At 67.0% G+C, this 13,492-nt stretch carries 16 protein-coding genes and 1 riboswitch; of the genes, 11 read left to right on the forward strand and 5 right to left on the reverse strand.

Annotated features, from left to right (window positions below; genetic code table 11):
* Positions 1-113 precede the first annotated feature (113 nt).
* The 7 genes from WS66_RS05810 to WS66_RS05840 all read left to right on the forward strand — a co-directional run bounded on the left by WS66_RS05810 (position 114) and on the right by WS66_RS05840 (position 4,622).
* On the forward strand, positions 114-959 hold the full coding sequence (locus tag WS66_RS05810) for an alpha/beta fold hydrolase (RefSeq protein ID WP_059600517.1): 846 nt from the start codon (positions 114-116) through the stop codon (positions 957-959).
* 62 nt (positions 960-1,021) lie between these two features.
* Entirely contained in the window at positions 1,022-1,810 is a 789-nt protein-coding gene (locus WS66_RS05815; protein ID WP_059600516.1) for an SDR family NAD(P)-dependent oxidoreductase, read from the forward strand.
* A gap of 38 nt (positions 1,811-1,848) precedes the next feature.
* The gene (locus WS66_RS05820) at positions 1,849-2,598 is read left to right on the forward strand and encodes an electron transfer flavoprotein subunit beta/FixA family protein (protein ID WP_059600515.1); all 750 of its coding nucleotides are present in this window, start codon (positions 1,849-1,851) and stop codon (positions 2,596-2,598) included.
* A 16-nt stretch (positions 2,599-2,614) separates the two neighbouring features.
* Positions 2,615-3,577, forward strand: a complete 963-nt coding sequence (locus tag WS66_RS05825; protein ID WP_059600514.1) for an electron transfer flavoprotein subunit alpha/FixB family protein — start codon at positions 2,615-2,617, stop codon at positions 3,575-3,577.
* A 3-nt stretch (positions 3,578-3,580) separates the two neighbouring features.
* Complete coding sequence (locus tag WS66_RS05830; RefSeq protein ID WP_059600513.1) at positions 3,581-4,111, forward strand: acyltransferase; 531 nt, start codon at positions 3,581-3,583, stop codon at positions 4,109-4,111.
* Positions 4,112-4,114: 3 nt separating this feature from the next.
* On the forward strand, positions 4,115-4,336 hold the full coding sequence (locus tag WS66_RS05835) for a hypothetical protein (RefSeq protein ID WP_108064625.1): 222 nt from the start codon (positions 4,115-4,117) through the stop codon (positions 4,334-4,336).
* A 37-nt stretch (positions 4,337-4,373) separates the two neighbouring features.
* On the forward strand, positions 4,374-4,622 hold the full coding sequence (locus WS66_RS05840; RefSeq protein ID WP_059600512.1) for a hypothetical protein: 249 nt from the start codon (positions 4,374-4,376) through the stop codon (positions 4,620-4,622).
* A gap of 23 nt (positions 4,623-4,645) precedes the next feature.
* Here WS66_RS05840 and WS66_RS05845 read toward each other — a convergent pair whose 3' ends face one another.
* Positions 4,646-5,809, reverse strand: a complete 1,164-nt coding sequence (locus tag WS66_RS05845; protein ID WP_059600597.1) for an MFS transporter — start codon at positions 5,807-5,809, stop codon at positions 4,646-4,648.
* A gap of 342 nt (positions 5,810-6,151) precedes the next feature.
* Here WS66_RS05845 and WS66_RS05850 point away from each other — a divergent pair, with 342 nt between their 5' ends.
* Genes WS66_RS05850 through WS66_RS05860 form a run of 3 tightly spaced genes read left to right on the forward strand, consistent with a single transcriptional unit; the run spans position 6,152 to position 7,970 of the window.
* A complete protein-coding gene (locus WS66_RS05850) occupies positions 6,152-6,796 on the forward strand; it encodes a DUF1326 domain-containing protein (protein ID WP_059600511.1) in 645 nt (214 codons plus the stop codon).
* Entirely contained in the window at positions 6,793-7,584 is a 792-nt protein-coding gene (locus WS66_RS05855) for a DUF2182 domain-containing protein (RefSeq protein ID WP_059600510.1), read from the forward strand. The genes WS66_RS05850 and WS66_RS05855 overlap by 4 nt, the downstream gene beginning before the upstream one ends.
* 38 nt (positions 7,585-7,622) lie before the next feature.
* Positions 7,623-7,970, forward strand: coding sequence for a copper-binding protein (locus WS66_RS05860; RefSeq protein ID WP_059600509.1), 348 nt, complete (start codon positions 7,623-7,625; stop codon positions 7,968-7,970).
* A 53-nt stretch (positions 7,971-8,023) separates the two neighbouring features.
* Here the strand turns inward: WS66_RS05860 and WS66_RS05865 are convergent, their stop codons facing one another.
* Together WS66_RS05865 and WS66_RS05870 are read right to left on the reverse strand one after the other, a co-directional pair.
* A complete protein-coding gene (locus WS66_RS05865) occupies positions 8,024-8,434 on the reverse strand; it encodes a VOC family protein (protein ID WP_059600508.1) in 411 nt (136 codons plus the stop codon).
* A gap of 63 nt (positions 8,435-8,497) precedes the next feature.
* Positions 8,498-8,959 (reverse strand): Lrp/AsnC family transcriptional regulator, encoded by a 462-nt coding sequence (locus WS66_RS05870; RefSeq protein ID WP_059600507.1) that lies wholly within the window; start codon positions 8,957-8,959, stop codon positions 8,498-8,500.
* 114 nt (positions 8,960-9,073) lie between these two features.
* On the opposite strand from WS66_RS05870, the gene WS66_RS05875 reads away from it, so the two are divergent.
* Complete coding sequence (locus WS66_RS05875; RefSeq protein WP_059600506.1) at positions 9,074-9,709, forward strand: LysE family translocator; 636 nt, start codon at positions 9,074-9,076, stop codon at positions 9,707-9,709.
* Positions 9,710-9,743: 34 nt separating this feature from the next.
* Here the strand turns inward: WS66_RS05875 and WS66_RS05880 are convergent, their stop codons facing one another.
* Both WS66_RS05880 and WS66_RS05885 read right to left on the reverse strand, forming a co-directional pair.
* Positions 9,744-11,672 carry a TonB-dependent receptor domain-containing protein gene (locus tag WS66_RS05880; protein ID WP_059600505.1) on the reverse strand — a complete coding sequence of 643 codons (1,929 nt, stop codon included), beginning with the start codon at positions 11,670-11,672 and terminating at the stop codon, positions 9,744-9,746.
* Between the two features lie 319 nt (positions 11,673-11,991).
* Positions 11,992-12,184: riboswitch (cobalamin riboswitch) on the reverse strand.
* Positions 12,185-12,292: 108 nt separating this feature from the next.
* A complete protein-coding gene (locus WS66_RS05885; protein ID WP_059600504.1) occupies positions 12,293-13,336 on the reverse strand; it encodes a helix-turn-helix domain-containing protein in 1,044 nt (347 codons plus the stop codon).
* Positions 13,337-13,492 lie beyond the last annotated feature (156 nt).

The raw sequence follows: 13,492 nt of genomic DNA on the forward strand, positions 1-13,492 counted from the left end.
ATGATAGGAACAAGCGCGCGCGGTTTCGTAGTCTGAAAGGATGATGCCGGCCGGCGCCGGCGGCGCAATCATCGTGGCAGGCATCCATCGATCGACGAAGGAGACAACCCGCGATGACGACCCCCACGACGCCGCCGACCGGCATCTTCACCGACGTACCGGGCGGCCTGCGCCTGCATCATTTCGAGGCGGGCGAAGGCCGCCCGGTGGTGTTCATCCACGGCAGCGGCCCGGGCGCCAGCGGTTTCAGCAACTTCAAGCACAACTACCCCGCGTTCGCGGATGCCGGCCATCGCGCGATCGTCGTCGACTTGCCGGGCTACGGGCAGTCGTCGAAGCCGTCCGACGTCGCCTACACGCTCGATTTCTTCGTCGGTGCGCTGCAGGCGCAGCTGTCCGCGCTCGGCATCGGGCCGGCCGTGCTGCTCGGTAACTCGCTGGGCGGTGCGATCGCGCTGAAATACGCGCTCGATTATCCCGACGAAGTCGACGGGCTGATCATGATGGCACCGGGCGGCGTCGAGGATCGCGACACCTATTTCCGGATGGAAGGAATCCAGCGGATGGTGAAGCTGTTCACCAATCGCCAGATGAATGACGACACCATGCGCGAGCTGCTGACGCTGCTGGTGCACGACCCGGCGATCGTCACCGACGGGCTCGTCGCCGAGCGGATGAAGGTGTGCGTCGAACAGCCGACCGAAGTGCTGTCGACGATGAGCGTGCCGAACCTGACGGGTGCGCTCGGCGACCTGCGCTGCCCGGTGCTCGGCTTCTGGGGCACGGACGATCGCTTCAATCCGGTCGGCGGCGCGCTGACGTTCCTCGAACGCTGCCGCGACGCGCGCTTCGTGCTGATGAACCGCTGCGGCCACTGGGTCATGGTCGAGCACGCGGCGTATTTCAACCGCGAATGCCTCGATTTCCTGGCGGCGCCTGGCGCGGCCGCGGCGCGATAATGCCGGATGCCCTTGATGACCGGCTCGTTCGAGGCCGGTTCGCCTGACTACACGGAGACACAATGAAACTCATCGAAGACCTGTTCGACCTGCGCGGCAAGGTGGCCGCGATCACCGGCGGCGCGCGCGGCATCGGCGCGGAAACGGCACGCACGCTGGCCGCGGCCGGTGCGAGCGTCGCGATCCTCGACGTGCTGTCGCAACCGGCGGAAGCGCTGGTCGAGGAGATCCGCGCGCAGGGTGGCCAGGCCGCGTTCTGGTCGCTCGACGTGACGCACGAGGCCGACGTGGCGCGCGTGTTCGGCGAGATCGTCGCGCGCTTCGGGCGCCTCGACGTGCTCGTGAACAACGCGGGCATCGAAGGGCACAACGTGCCGACGCACGAGCTCACGCTCGCACAATGGCAGCGCGTGCTGGACGTGAACGTCAACGGCGTGTTCCTGTGCACGCGTGCCGCGATTCCGCACATCGAGGCGGCCGGCGGCGGCTCGATCGTGAACCTGTCGTCGATGTACGGGATCGTCGGCGGCCCCGACGTGCCGGCGTATCACGCGTCGAAGGCGGCGGTGCGGATGATGGCGAAGGTCGATGCGATGCTGTATGCGGCGAAGAACATCCGCGCGAACTCGGTGCACCCCGGCTATATCCGCACGCCGATGCTCGAGGAGGCGTTCCGCCAGATGGGGCAGAACCCCGACGACGTGTTTGGTTATCTGCAGACGCACGTGCCGATGGCGAAGATCGGCAGCCCGCGCGACATCGCGGCCGGCATCCTGTATCTCGTGTCGCCGGCGGGCCGCTACGTGACGGGTGCGGAGCTGGTGATCGACGGCGGATACACCGCGCGCTGACGCGTCGCGGCGGTCGAAACGAAACAGGAGACAGGCAGTTGAAAGCGCTCGTGGCAGTGAAGCGCGTGGTCGACGCGAACGTGAAGGTCGGCGTGAAGTCCGACCGCACCGGCGTCGACATCGCGAACGTGAAGATGTCGATGAACCCGTTCGACGAAATCGCGGTGGAAGAGGCCGTGCGATTGAAGGAGGCCGGCGTCGTGACGGAGGTGCTGGCGGTGTCGGTCGGTGTCGCCCAGGCACAGGAAACGCTGCGCACGGCGCTGGCGATCGGCGCGGATCGCGCGATCCTCGTCGAGTCGAACGACGGCGTCGAGCCGCTGGCGGTGGCGAAGATCCTGAAGGCGCTGGTCGACAAGGAACAGCCGCAACTCGTGATCCTCGGCAAACAGGCGATCGACGACGATTCGAACCAGACGGGTCAGATGCTGGCCGCGCTGGCGGGCCTGCCGCAAGCGACGTTCGCGTCGAAGGTGACGATCGCCGATGGCCGCGCCACGGTTGCGCGCGAAGTCGACGGCGGCGCGGAAACGCTGTCGCTTCAACTGCCGGCAGTCATCACGACCGACCTGCGCCTGAACGAGCCGCGCTACGTGACGCTGCCGAACATCATGAAGGCGAAGAAGAAGCCGCTGGAAACGGTGAAGCCGGAAGACCTGGGCGTGGACGTCACGCCGCGTCTGAAGACGCTGAAGGTGGTCGAGCCGCCGAAGCGCGCGGCCGGCGTGAAGGTGCCGGACGTGAAGACGCTGGTCGAGAAGCTGAAGACCGAAGCCAAGGTGCTGTAAGAGGGAGCGGACGAACATGACGATTCTGGTAATTGCCGAGCACGACGCGGTATCGCCAGGCGGGGCTTCGCCGATCAAGGCCGCGACGTTGAATGCGGTGGCGGCGGCTGCCGAGGTTGGCAAATTCGTCGGCGGCGACGTTCACGTGCTGGTCGCGGGACACGCCGCGCAAGCAGCGGCAGACGCGGCGGCGAAGATCGCAGGCGTGTCGAAGGTGTTGCTGGCCGACGCGCCGCAGCTTGCGGACGGGCTCGCAGAGAACATCGAAGCGACCGTGCTGACCATCGCGGAGCACTACTCGCACATCCTCGCGCCGGCAACCGCCTACGGCAAGAACGTCGCACCGCGCATCGCCGCGAAGCTGGACGTCGCGCAGATCTCGGACATCACGGCGGTCGTTTCGGCCGACACGTTCGAGCGTCCGATCTACGCAGGCAACGCGATCGCGACGGTGCAGTCGAGCGATCCGATCACGGTGGTCACGGTGCGTGCGACGGGTTTCGATCCGGTTGCAGCCGTTGGCGGCAGCGCAGCGATCGAGAAGATCGAAGCGGCGGCCGATGCAGGCAAATCGCAGTTCGTGAGGCGTGAAGTGACGAAGCTGGATCGTCCGGAGCTGACGTCGGCGAGCATCATCGTGTCGGGCGGCCGTGGTCTGGGCAGCGGTGAAAACTACACCACGGTGCTGGAGCCGCTGGCCGACAAGCTGAACGCCGCACTCGGCGCATCGCGCGCGGCAGTCGACGCCGGCTACGTGCCGAACGACTACCAGGTCGGCCAGACCGGCAAGATCGTCGCGCCGCAACTGTACATCGCGGTCGGCATCTCGGGTGCGATCCAGCACCTGGCCGGCATGAAGGATTCGAAGGTGATCGTCGCGATCAACAAGGATCCGGAAGCGCCGATCTTCAGCGTGGCCGATTACGGCCTCGTCGGCGACCTGTTCACGCTCGTTCCCGAAGCGGCCGCGGTGCTCTGAGCGATGCCGCTGTTCGAATTCAACGGCATGCGGCCCCGCGTCGATCCGACTGCGTACGTTCATCCGAGCGCGGTCGTGATCGGCGACGTGACGATCGGCGCGGGCTGCTATATCGGCCCGCATGCGAGCCTGCGCGGCGACTTCGGCGCGATCGTCGTCGAGGCAGGCAGCAACGTGCAGGACGGCTGCGTGCTGCACGTCGGCATCGGCGAGACGTGCCGGCTCGGCGTGAACAGCCACATCGGGCATGGCGCGATCGTGCACGGCGCGACGCTCGAACCGGACACGATGGTCGGGATGAACGCGGTCGTGATGGACGGCGCGACGATCGGCGCGACGACGATCGTTGCGGCCTGCGCGTTCGTGAAGGCCGGCTACGACGTGCCGCGCGGCGTGCTGCTCGCTGGCGTGCCGGGGCGCGTGGTGCGGCGGCTGAGCGCCGCGGAGATCGACGCGAAGGCGAATGGCACGCGTGTCTATCAGCGGCTCGCGGTGGATTGCCTGGCGACGCTCAGGCAGGTCGACGGCGCGTAAGCGATGCGCGTCATCGATCCGGCGGCGATGATTGCCGGCGAGAAAGCCGTCGTCGGGCGGCGTGAATGCTGCAAACCCGCGTGCGTCGAGCACCGAACGCCGCCGTGCCGACAGCATGGTGCCATCGATTTTCTCGGGGTTTGTGCGGATGGCGATTGGCCGTCGTGCATGCCGGTCGTGACGTTCGCGCGGGATCGATTGCCTGATGCGGCGTCGTTGTCTTAAGATCGGCGTCAGACCATCCCACCGCCTCCGGCGCCGAATGAAAACGACCTTACGCCTGCGCGTCGCCATCATCGCTTCGGCTTTCGCCGTCTATCACGTATTCATGCACGTCCAGTGGGTCGCGAGCGGTTGCATCGCGTTCCTCGGCAGCCGGCATTGCAGCTTCGAGAACAGTGCCAATTTCGAAGGAATGATGGACCTCGACCTGCTGCTGACCTGCGCGTGGGTCGCGGGCGCGATGATGGGGTGGTTCGCCATCGCACGTGCGCCGAGGAAGCCTGGCTGACCGAGCGGGCGTCCCGCAGCCGCCTATCGAGTGCGCACCGGCGCGGGCCGGTCGTGCAGGAACGCGAGCGACAGCGCCGCGAGACCGCAGCTCGCGATGAGCATCAGCAACGCGCCCTTGCCGGCGTGCACCATCACCCAGCCGCCGACCGACGGAAAGCCGAACGTGCCGATGAAATACGACGCGACGAACCACGTCAGCACGCCGTGCCGTTGCGTATCCGCGCAATCGTGGAGCGCCTGCGCCTGGATGACCGGATACATGAGCCCGTAGCCGGCGCCGAGCAGCACGGCCACGACGGACTGTAGCGATGCATGCTCGGCGGCGCCGAACATGGCGAGCGCACCGAGCATCATCATCATGAGCAACCCCTTGGTCGCGGTTTCGGGGCGCGCCATCCTAACCCATTTCCCGAGCAGCCAGCGCGCACTCAGCACCGTCATCGTGTAAAGGCTGAAGAATGTGCCGGCACGCGCCTGCGTGCCTTGCGTGAGCGTCATCTGGAACGTCATCAGGCCGGAAAACACGCAGGTGCCGAGTGCGATCATCGCGATCGGCGCGGCCGCGCGCGTGCGCGAGATGGCCCGGAGTTCGCGCACCCAGCGGCCCCCGGACGCAGCGGCGGGCGGGTGCGGACACAGGCGACCGAACGCCTCGAACATCAGCGACGCGATCGCGCACAGCGCGCCGACCGCATAAAGCGTGTCGTCGATCGACCAGTGGAGCAGGCGCATCGCATACGCCGAGAACGCGGGGGACATGCCGATCCCCGTCATCTGGAAGGTCGCCGAACGGAAGAACCACACGTTTCGGGTGGCGCCGCTCGTGCGCTCGGCAAGCGACATCGGCGCGGCCAGATGAAACGCGCCCCAGCCGAAGCCGACCAGGAAGCCGGACGGCAAATCGGCCGCCGGCGCGCGCCCGACGAGTGCGAAGCCGACGATGCCGGCGCCGATGCACAGCGACGACAGCGCGGCGATTCGCGCGGCGCCGATCTGCCGCGAGAACCAGCCGACCACCGCCAGACCGGCGAAGGTGCCGACGGTCGCGGCGGCCAGTGCGGCTCCGGTATCGAGATCGCTGCCGCCAATCGCGCGAAAGCGCATCGATAGCAGGAAGGTTGCGCCGTAACCGCCCGCGGTGAGCAGGGTGCCGACGAGAAATAGCAACGCAGTTTGAACGCGCATGACAGCCATCCGGGGCGGCAGAGACGGTCAGGAAATCGTCGATTGCGAGACAGTATGGACCAGGACCGATGCGGGATGCCCGCATTTGCGATGACGTGATCGTGCCGTCGGTTATGCCGGACATGGCTTGAACATGGTGCGCCGGACGTGCCGTTTCGTGCGGTGCGGCCCGCGTCGCAGGGGCCGCACGATGACGCTGAATTCGTCGGATCAGCGTCGTTGCACGCCTCCGCTCACGGTGTTTTCTTCGCTCGTTTTCGCGTCTCGCGCGGCCTTTGCTTTCCCCTGTGCGCTGCACTAGATTCGAAGCATTACTTGCCATCGAACGCGCGAGGTGAAGCCATGACGCCATGGGAAATTCAGGGAACCGAACTGATGAACTGCAATTGTTCATACGGTTGCCCCTGCCAGTTCAATTCGTTGCCGACGCACGGCAACTGTGAAGCGATGGGTGCGATTTCGATCGACAGCGGCCACTACGGCGACGTCGTGCTCGATGGCGTCCGGATCGCGGTCGTGTTCCAGTGGCCGGGGCCGATTCACGAAGGCCGCGGACGGTGCCAGCCGATCGTCGACGAGAGCGCGAGTCCCGCGCAGCGCGAGGCCGTGCTGAAGATCATGACCGGTCAGGATACCGATCCGTTCGCGACGATGTTCTCCGTGTTCGCGTCGACGCTCGAGCACGCATACGATCCGATCTTCGCGAAGATCGATTTCGACGTCGATGTCGATGCGCGGCGCGGCCGGATCGGTGTCGAGGGCGTGTTCGACATCGTCGGCGAACCGATCCGCAATCCGGTGACGGGCGCGGAGCATCGCGCGCGGATCGACCTGCCGCACGGCTTCGAATACGAGCTGGCCGAGATCGGTTCGGGCACCGGCCGGTCGCATGGCCACATCGAGCTGAATCTCGAGCGGAGCTACGCGCAGTTCGCGCGGCTGCACCTGAACAACCACGGGCTGATCCGGCATCGCGTCGCGGCATGATCCCCGTCGGCGATTTTCTCGGGCGCGAGCGCGTCGTCACGCTGCTCGGCATGACCGCGCTCGTCGGCGCGTGCTGGGTCTACCTGTGGACGGGCGCGGGTACCGGCATGTCGGCGCTGGACATGACGGCGGTGGCGTTGTTCCCGCATCGGCTGGCCGACGATATGGGGACCATGGATCCGTCGCTTGCGACCGTGGTCCTGATGTGGTGGGTGATGATGATCGCGATGATGACGCCCAGCGCGGCGCCGCTCGTACTGTTGTACCGGCGGGTGCTGCGGCATCACGGTGCGCAAGGAGCCGGGGCGGCTTTGACGTCGGCGTTCCTGCTGGCGGGCTATCTGGCCGCGTGGTTCGCGTTTTCGGTCGCCGCGGCCGTGCTGCAGACGCTGCTGCAGCCCGCCGGCCTGATCTCCGGAATGATGCTGTGGTCGAAGAGCGCCGTATTGTCCGCGATCGTCCTCGCGCTGGCCGGCGCCTATCAATTCTCGCCGCTGAAACAGGCGTGCCTGCGGCAATGTCGGTCGCCGGTCCGGTTTCTCACGACGTACGGGCGCCCGGGACTCACGGGCAGCTTCCTGCTCGGCGTGCGGCACGGCGCGTATTGCGTGGGCTGCTGCTGGCTGCTGATGGCGCTGCTGTTCGTCGGCGGCGTGATGAACGTCGTGTGGATCGTCGCATTGTCGCTGTTCGTGCTCGTCGAAAAGGTGCTGCCGGGTGGCGAGCGCGTTGGCCGCGCACTGGGCGTCGTGCTGATCGCGTGGGCGGTTGCGACGTTGCTGGTGTAGCGGGCGCGTTCGTCATGGCGGAACAACGGAGTGTCCCGATGAAAATCCGATACCTCGCCATCGCCGTCCTCGGCGCGATGGCCGTCGTTGCGACGCCGGTGCGCGCGGGCGGGAGCATGCCCGACATGAACATGGGCGACATGAAGATGTCGGCGCCGGATTCGGCGTTGACCGATGCCGAAGTGAAACGGATCGATGCCGCGCACGGCATGGTGACACTGAAGCACGGCGCCCTCGAGAACGTCGGGATGGCGCCGATGACGATGGCGTTCAAGGCCGGCGACCCGGCGATGATCGAGTCGCTGCACGTGGGCGACAAGATCAAGGTCCGGGTCGAGCGCGTGGGGGGCACGCTGACGATCGTGAAGCTCGTGCAACGGCAGTAACGGTCGCGCAAGCGACCGCTTGCCTGGCGACCGTCACGGGCCGGTCGCCGGCGCTAACCCGGTCCGTCACCGGAATCGCCGCCGGCTTCGGCAAAATTCAACTCGATGCCATTGCCGGCCGGGTCGGTGAAAAACAACTGCAGCTGGCGCGTGAGCGGCACGTACGTGCGTGAGTACCTGACCTGCGCGTCGGCCAGGCGCCGTTCCATGTCGGCGGCGTTCTCGCATGAAAACGCCATATGGTCGAACGTGTTGACGACGTGCGGCGGCCGGACCTCGCCGGGCCGCGCTTCCGACAGGTGGAGGATCGCCTGCGTCCCCGCGTAGAGCCAGTGGCCGTTGCTCTGGAACGGCGGTCGGTAGCCTGGCTGGAGGCCCACGACGTTCACATAGAAATCGCGCAGCGTATCGAGCGTGGCACGATCCGCGCGCAGGTTGTAATGATTGAGTCCGATGACTGACATGGCAGGTTGTCCGGTTCGAGCAAGGTGCGCACCGCACAGCATCGCGCAACGCGGGGTGTCGTGTCACCCCCGAATGCCTTTGACCGCCGCTGCCGGGCGCGCGAGCCCGCGCGCCGGCAGTGGCGTCGACATCACGATCGACGTGCGCGTTTCGCCGTAGAGGTTGATGCGCTCGATCAGTTGCTCGAGATGCGCCATGCTGACGGCGACGAAGCGCATCACGTAGGAATCCGCGCCGGTCACGTGATGGCACTCGACCACTTCGGGAATCGTCTCCAGCAGCTTCAGGAATTTCGCCTTCGCCGGCTGCTGCACCGTGATGCCGATCAGCGCGCTCACCGGGTAGCCGGCCGCGGCCGGAGTGACCCGCGCCGTGTAGCCGTCGATCACGCCCGCCGACTCGAGGCGCTTCACGCGTTCGGTGACCGCCGGCACCGACAGGTGAACCTGGCGCGCCAGTTCCGTGTAGCTGATGCGGCCGTTGGCCTGCAGCAGCGCGAGTATCTTCCAGTCGAGTTCATCCATCGCGGCGGAGTTTTTAAGGTGAAAGGCTCATTTTTCCTTAAAAACCGCCTTCAGCGGCGACCGGACTTTCCCTACGATGCGGTTCATATCATTGCATGTCGCGAGGAGCCGGCCATGCTGTTCATCAAGTCCGTCGTGATGGGGTTGTCGATCGCGGTGCCGGTCGGCCCGATCGGCATGCTCTGCATTCAGCGCAGTCTGAGCCGCGGCTTTCACGCGGGGTTCGCGACGGGCATTGGCGCCGCGTGCGCCGACGCGATCTACGGGCTGCTCGGGGCGCTGGGCGTCGCCGGCATCGTCACTGCGTTTCCGATGCTGACCGTCACGCTGAAAATCGTCGGCGGCGCGTTCCTCGTGTGGCTGGCCTGGTCCATCGCGCGGCAGGCGCCGGCCGCGTCTGCGGTGCGCGACGTGCCGCGCGCGACCTTGCTTCGCGATTTCCTGACGACCTTCGGCCTCACGCTGTCGAACCCGATGACGATCCTGTCGTTCGTCGGGATCGTCGCGGCGCTCGGCCCGCTGGCGGGCACGCAAGAAGGCGCGATGGGGCCGCCCGTGACCTTGATGGTCGCGGGCGTGTTCCTCGGATCCGCGACGTGGTGGCTGTGCCTGAGCAGCGCGACCGCCGCGTTGCGCACGAAGATGCCGCTGACGTTCATGCGCGGGCTGTCGCGCGTATCCGCAGCCGTGATCGCGGTGTTCGGCGCGATCCAGTTGATCGCGGGCATGCACGGCGTCGTCTGGTCATGACGCGAATCGCGGCATCGACACACCGCGCGCGCGGTCAGAACGTGTAGCTGACCTTGCCGAACGCGGTGCGGCCGAGCGTGTTGTAGCCGTACGCGGTCATGTACTGACGGTCGAACAGGTTCGACAGCGTCGCCGACACCGTCAGGTGCGAATTGATCCTGTACGACGCGCGCAGGTTTACGGTCAGGTACGACGGCAGATACGTCGTGTTGGCCGGGTCGTCGAACGTCGTGCCGCCGTAGTTCAGCGACGCGCCCGTGCTCAGTGCATGCAGGTGGAATTCGTCCCACGTGTGGTCGACGTTGACGCTGACCGTCTGGCGCGGCCGGCGGTTGAGCCAGCTGTCGTTGGTTTCGTCCTGGGGATTCAGGAAACCGATCGCGATGCTCACTGGCGTATGGCGGCCGATCGTGCCCTTGTACGACAGGTCGATGCCGCGGATATGCGAGCGACCGATATTCATCGGCGAGCGCGTCGCGGGGTTGTACGCGATCAGGTCGTTGATGCGCGTGTCGTAGATCGCGGCGCTGAACGTGCCGTACGCCGTGTTCGCGTCGAGCGCGGCCTCGACCGAATCGCTGCGTTCCGGGTTCAGGTCCGGATTGCCGTAGCCCGGGTAGTACAGGTCGTTGAACGAGGGAAGGCGGAACGCGTTGCCGTAGGACACGCGGGCCGTATAGACCGGCGTGATGGCCCACGACAGCGCGGCATTGCCGGTGTTGACGGCCTTCCCGGCGATGATCTCGTGTCGCCCCGCGACGAACATCGTCACGCTGCCGAGCGTCGCCGACTGATGCAGCGAGAACGCGGAGTCGTTGCGCGTGGGCACGCCGTCGGGCACGTCGACCGGCAGGAATGCCTGTTCGCGCGTGAAGTCGTACGCGACCTTCGTCTCGCCCGACAGCGGCAGGCCGAACAGTCGGAAGCCATGCTCCTGGTGGGTCAGCGACGTCGACGAACTGATGCGCTGCGAGTTGATCTGGTCGGTCGGGATCGTCGGGTCGCTCGCATACAGGAACTGGCGGTCGTTCGCATAACCGAACGACTGGTCGAACTGGGTGTCGGGTGTGATGTCGAGATGGAACGCGATGCCGGTCGTCAGCTGATGATCGAGCTCGCGATTCGCAAAGCCGGCGTTGTCATAGGACAGGTCGGAGCGGTGATACAGCGCGAAGGTCGAGATCGACCAGTTGTCGCGCGCGTAGCCGAGTCGCGCATCGAGGTCCTGCGCATGATACGGATTGCGGCCGGCCTCGTGGCCGTATGCGAACGGTCGCGTCGCGTCGATGCCGGCCGTGTTGTAGTCGTGCAGGCCGAGCGTGTAGGTGAGGCCGCCGAGCGCGGCGAGCGGCCCCGTCGACGGCACGGTGCCCGACGTGCGCAACTGCGTGTCGAAGGTCTTGTTCGAGCCGCCGCCGAACGACACGGTCGTCTGGTTCGGCTGGCCGGCGGCGCGGCGCGTGAACAGTTGCACGACGCCGCCCATCGCATTCGCGCCGAACGATGCGGCGGCCGGCCCCGAGATCACCTCGACGCGTTCGAACGCGTCGGTCGGCAGGTCGGCCCACGGCGCGATGCCGGTCGTCGGCGAGCCGATCCGGATGCCGTCGATGAACACCGCGACCTGGTTGGCGGACGAGCCGCGGATGCTCACGGACGTGGACGAGCCGGGGCCGCCGTTTTGCGAGACGGTCACGCCCGGCAGCGTCGCGAGCGCCTGCGTGATGCTCGGGTCGCTCGGCGACAGCCGATCGAGATCGGCGCGCGTGAGCACCTGCGTCGTCGCATAGCGCTGGTCGAACGATTCGGGCAGGTGCCGTGTGTCGGTCACGCTGATCGTCGGCAGGTCGGCGGCTTCGGCGGGTCGGGGCGGCTGCGGGAGCGCCGCGTCGCCTGCGGCATGGGCGATCGGGGCGAACAGCGCCGTGGCGGCGGACGTGGCGAGAAGGTGGCGAAGATTCATGAGGCAATGAACGTGATCGTGTTGCAGGTACGGCGAGCGTAAGCGGGTGGCGGTGCGCACCGCCCGGGTTCGTGTTGGTCTATCGCGAGACCGGGGAGCGTGGGCGGTCGTCGCGAGGTTCGGACGACACGGCACGGCGCACGCGTGCGCACACGCCGCGCCCATGGCTGGCTGGCGCGACGGCACGACGCTTCCGGCGAGGAAGCGGAGGCGGAAAGACTGGACATCTGAAGGGTCCTGAGGTCGGGCCGTCCATGCAACGGGGCGACCGCCAAAGGTGGCGCCTGGCGCTCCGGGACACCCCGCCCGGCGCGGCTGCTTGGACCTCGGGTCGATGGCAGGTCTCCTGGCTCGCGGGTCGCTATTCGCACCGGCCTTCCCGGTTTCCCAGTGGCGTGGGGTAGTGCGGATTCGCCGCTCACAGTTGCGGGGGCAGCCGCAGATTCGAGGCGCTGCCTCTTCTGCGTTCCCTTTTCATCCCGTCTCCGGGAACCATCAGCGCGCAAGCGTAATGGCGAGCGCTCCGGCGCGTCAATTGGCGAAGCGCGCAGGGATGCGAAAAAACGTCAGTGATCGCCGGATTTTTTCCAAATCCATTCTTGCGAGACACGCCGGCCACTTTACATCTGATGAAATGGGGCGCTGGCCGCGCGGCAATCGCGCCGGAACCGGCTCGGCGCGACACCCGTCCATCGCACGAACGCCCGCCGGAATGCTTCCTCGCCGCAGAACCCGAGATGCGCGGCGACTCGCGCGACCGGCCAGTCCGACTCGCGCAGGCAGCGCCGTGCGACGTCGGCGAGACACTGCTCGTGCAGCGCGTGATAGCCGGTGCCTTCGGCAGCCAGCCGCCGTCGCAACGTCGCCTCGCTGACGCCGAGCCATCTCGCCAGTTCGGCGAGCGTGGGTGGCGCCTGCTCGCGCGCGAGCGCCGCGTCGAGAAAGCCGCGTACCTGCTGCGCCCATGACACGACGGCCGGCGCCGCATCGATCAGACGAAACGGAAAATCGACGAGGAACGTGGCCAGTTCGCCCGGCTGGCGGATCACGCGGGCATCGAGCCGCGCGGCGTCGAAGGCGAAGCCATAGGTTTTGCGGCCGACGTCGACCGGCGCATTGAACAGCCCGAGCAGCGGCATCGAGTCGTCGCGGCGCTGATGGCCGAGCCAGACTTCGTCCGGCCGCAGCGGCTGCCCGATGAGCCAGCCGAACAGTTGCAGATAGCAGAACAGGCCCGTCAGGTCGACGAGGCACGCGGCCGGGCTGCGCGTGCGGCGCAGCGAATCCATCCGGAACGTCGCGCGAGCGTCACGCACCGCGAGCGACAGCGCACCGGCGCGCGGCGTCAGCATCTCGCAGAACTCGGCCGCGCAGCGGATCGCGTCGGCGAGCGTCGTGCAACTGAGCAGGCAGCGGCACATCAGGTCGACTTCCTGCTTGCGCATCGGCGGGTGGCCGTTGCCGCGCGCGACCTGCGCCTCGAGCCGCTCGATGGCGTCGCGGTACAGCGCGACGAAGCCGCCTGGCGTCGTCGACGCGACGTCAGCGGCCGATGTCGCCGGTCGTTCCACTGGCGGTGCGCCGCTGCGCGTCAACTCGTCCCGCAGGCGGTCGCCGAGGCCCGGCAGCATGCGATCGCGTGCCGGCAATGCGCGTTGTTTCATATCTCTGCCGATCTGAGCGTTGCGACAGGGGCGGGTGAGCGGGCCGGTAGGGGTTCGCCGGCCGTCGCCACGCAAGAATGTTATCCACGCCGGCCGCTTCCGGCCTCGCCGGAACGGCGTAGGCGGCCGGCATCGCATTGCGCCACGAACGAACCG

It is taken from the genome of Burkholderia sp. LA-2-3-30-S1-D2 (assembly GCF_001523915.2).
Classification (GTDB): Bacteria; Pseudomonadota; Gammaproteobacteria; order Burkholderiales; family Burkholderiaceae; genus Burkholderia; species Burkholderia diffusa.

What these genes read in the sequence shown, in the direction of transcription:
- WS66_RS05885 (WP_059600504.1), bottom strand. Translation starts at nt 13,336, where the DNA reads ATGAAACAACGCGCATTGCCGGCACGCGATCGCATGCTGCCGGGCCTC.
- WS66_RS05840 (WP_059600512.1), top strand. Translation starts at nt 4,374, where the DNA reads ATGAAAACGACCTTACGCCTGCGCGTCGCCATCATCGCTTCGGCTTTC.
- WS66_RS05875 (WP_059600506.1), top strand. Translation starts at nt 9,074, where the DNA reads ATGCTGTTCATCAAGTCCGTCGTGATGGGGTTGTCGATCGCGGTGCCG.
- WS66_RS05855 (WP_059600510.1), top strand. Translation starts at nt 6,793, where the DNA reads ATGATCCCCGTCGGCGATTTTCTCGGGCGCGAGCGCGTCGTCACGCTG.
- WS66_RS05830 (WP_059600513.1), top strand. Translation starts at nt 3,581, where the DNA reads ATGCCGCTGTTCGAATTCAACGGCATGCGGCCCCGCGTCGATCCGACT.
- WS66_RS05880 (WP_059600505.1), bottom strand. Translation starts at nt 11,672, where the DNA reads ATGAATCTTCGCCACCTTCTCGCCACGTCCGCCGCCACGGCGCTGTTC.
- WS66_RS05860 (WP_059600509.1), top strand. Translation starts at nt 7,623, where the DNA reads ATGAAAATCCGATACCTCGCCATCGCCGTCCTCGGCGCGATGGCCGTC.
- WS66_RS05815 (WP_059600516.1), top strand. Translation starts at nt 1,022, where the DNA reads ATGAAACTCATCGAAGACCTGTTCGACCTGCGCGGCAAGGTGGCCGCG.
- WS66_RS05865 (WP_059600508.1), bottom strand. Translation starts at nt 8,434, where the DNA reads ATGTCAGTCATCGGACTCAATCATTACAACCTGCGCGCGGATCGTGCC.
- WS66_RS05870 (WP_059600507.1), bottom strand. Translation starts at nt 8,959, where the DNA reads ATGGATGAACTCGACTGGAAGATACTCGCGCTGCTGCAGGCCAACGGC.
- WS66_RS05810 (WP_059600517.1), top strand. Translation starts at nt 114, where the DNA reads ATGACGACCCCCACGACGCCGCCGACCGGCATCTTCACCGACGTACCG.
- WS66_RS05825 (WP_059600514.1), top strand. Translation starts at nt 2,615, where the DNA reads ATGACGATTCTGGTAATTGCCGAGCACGACGCGGTATCGCCAGGCGGG.
- WS66_RS05835 (WP_108064625.1), top strand. Translation starts at nt 4,115, where the DNA reads ATGCGCGTCATCGATCCGGCGGCGATGATTGCCGGCGAGAAAGCCGTC.
- WS66_RS05845 (WP_059600597.1), bottom strand. Translation starts at nt 5,809, where the DNA reads ATGCGCGTTCAAACTGCGTTGCTATTTCTCGTCGGCACCCTGCTCACC.
- WS66_RS05850 (WP_059600511.1), top strand. Translation starts at nt 6,152, where the DNA reads ATGACGCCATGGGAAATTCAGGGAACCGAACTGATGAACTGCAATTGT.